Below are 2,543 nucleotides of genomic sequence, written 5' to 3'. Positions count from 1 at the left end.
CCGTGCAGATGCGCCACTCGGCCCGCCTGGTCGGCGAGGTTCAGGGTGATGCGTCCCGCCTTCAGGTCGGCGGCGAGAAGTTCTTCGAACAGGAAGGCCTGACCCGCCAGCGTCTTCGCCTCCTCGCCCGGCAAGAGCGACAGGAACTCGTCGCGGAAGGTGAAGAGACACGACGGCTCGAGCCCGACCACACGAGCCCCCGCCCGCACGAAGGGCAGCAGCGCGTCGAGCGTGCGCCGTGCCTCTTCCCGGGCCCGGTCGGTCTGGCCGGAAGCAAGATAGGTCCGGCCGCAGCAGAGCGGGCGCTTGCCGGAATGCGCGACCACGCGATGCAGCCGGTAGCCGGCCGCCTTCAGCACGCGTTCGGCCGCTTCCAGGTTCTCGCGCTCGAATACCCGGTTGAAGGTGTCGCCGAACAGGATGATGTCCTGCCAGTCACCGGTGACGTCCGCCGGCTTGGCAACCGGGCCCTGCTCGCGCCAGGGCCGACGCCATTCCGGCAATGAGCGCCGGGCCGAGAGGCCGAGCATCTGCTCGCCGAGCTTGGCCAGAGCCGGGATCTGGTTGCGCAGGTTCATCAGCGGGGCGAGCCGCGCCGCGATGCCGGCATAGCGCGGCATCTCCGCGATGACCCGGTCGCGGGCCGGCAGGCCGTGTTCGGCATGGTAGTGATGAAGGAACTCGATCTTCATCTTGGCCATGTCGACACCGGTGGGGCATTCGCGACGGCAAGCCTTGCAGGACACGCACAGATCCATCGTGCGCTTCATGTCGTGTGAGGTGAAGGCGTCCTTGCCGAGCTGGCCCGACAGCGCGAGGCGCAGGGAGTTGGCGCGGCCGCGGGTGAGATGCTGCTCCTCGCGGGTGGCGCGGTAGGAGGGGCACATCGCGCCGCCGGCGAGCTTCCGGCAGGTGCCGTTGTTGTTGCACATCTCGACGGCGCCACCGAGGCCGCCCCAGTCCGACCAGTCGAGCGCCGTCTCGATCGGCTGCACCGCATAGTCCGGCTTGAACCGGAACAGCGAGCGGTCGTCGAACTTCAGAGGGCGGACGATCTTGTTCGGGTTGAGCCGGTTCTGCGGGTCGAAGCCATCCTTCACCGTCTCGAAGGCCCGGGTCAGGGTGGCGCCGAACAATGGCTCGACGAATTCCGAGCGCGAGATGCCGTCGCCGTGTTCGCCGGAATAGGAGCCCTTGTAGCGGCGCACGAGGTCGGCGGTTTCTTCCGCGATGGCCCGCATCTGTCGGACGCCGCCGGCATCCTTCATGTCGAGGATCGGGCGCACGTGCAGGCAGCCGACGGAGGCGTGCGCATACCAGGTGCCGCGGGTGCCGTACTTGGTGAAGACCGCGGTGACGGCATCGGTGTAGTCGGCGAGGTGCTCGAGCGGCACCGCGCAATCCTCGATGAAGGAGATCGGCTTCGCGTCCCCCTTCATCGACATCATGATGTTGAGGCAGGCCTCGCGCACCTCCCAGACCGTCTTCTGACGAGACGGCTCCAGCACCTCCACCACGGCATCAGGGAAGCCGTGATCGGCCATGCAGGCATCGAGGCGCTTGAGATCACGCTTCAGCGCGTCGAGGTCGTCGCCAGCGAACTCTGCGATCAGCAGGCAGTTCGGGGTGCCGCGGGTGATGTCGGCGAGCGTCGCCTTGAACAGCGGGATGTCGGCGCCGAGGACCAGCACGTTGTTGTCGACGAGCTCGACCGCGACAGGACCGAGGCCGACGAGATGCTGCGTCGTCTCCATCGCCGCGCGGAACGAGGGGAAGTGGCAGATGCCGAGCACCCGATGCGTCGGCAGCCGCGACAGCTTCAGGGTCACCGAGGTGGTCGCCGCCAGCGTGCCCTCCGAGCCGACCAGGAGATGGGCGAGGTTCGGGCGTGGCTCGATCAGACTGTCGAGGTTGTAGCCGCCGACGCGGCGCTGGACGTTCGGGTACTTGTCGAGGATCTCCTGGCGATTCTCGTGGGCGAGCGCGAGCATGCGCCGCGCCAGTTCCTCGGCGCGGGCCGAGCCGGTGACGCCGAGGCTCTCGTTGCCGGTCAGCCCGAAGCCGAAGGGCTCGGCATCGTGAAACAGGGCCTCCATGGCCAGCACGTTGTCGCTCATCTTGCCGAAGCGCAGGGAGCGGGCGCCGCAAGAATTGTTGCCGGCCATGCCGCCGATGGTGCAGCGGGTCGCGGTGGAGGGCTCGACCGGGAAGAACCAGCCATCGGCCTTCACACGGGTGTTCAGCCGCTCCAGCACCATGCCCGGCTCGACGGTAATGGTACCGGCCTCGGCATCATACGCGGTGACCGCGTTGAAGTTCCGGGAGCAGTCGACGACCAGACCGGAGCCGATCGGCTGGCCGTTCTGCGAGGTGCCGCCGCCGCGCATGATGACGGGTACGCCGTGCTCGGCAGCGATGCTCAGCGTCGCGCCGAGATCGGCCCGGCTCTTCGGCAGGACCACGCCGGCCGGCATGATCTGGTAGATCGACGCATCCGTGCTGTAGCGACCGCGCGTGAACGCATCGAAACGAACATCACCCTG

Annotated in this window: 1 protein-coding gene; it reads right to left on the bottom strand. The window is 67.8% G+C overall.

Annotation, left to right across the window (positions count from 1 at the left end):
- On the bottom strand, positions 1-2,543 hold a 2,543-nt coding region (locus tag HCU64_RS25120; RefSeq protein ID WP_233387218.1), incomplete at both ends, for an FAD-binding and (Fe-S)-binding domain-containing protein.

It is taken from the genome of Methylobacterium sp. C25 (assembly GCF_021352225.1).
Classification (GTDB): Bacteria; Pseudomonadota; Alphaproteobacteria; order Rhizobiales; family Beijerinckiaceae; genus Methylobacterium.
This window is presented reverse-complemented; position numbering and strand designations above follow the sequence as displayed.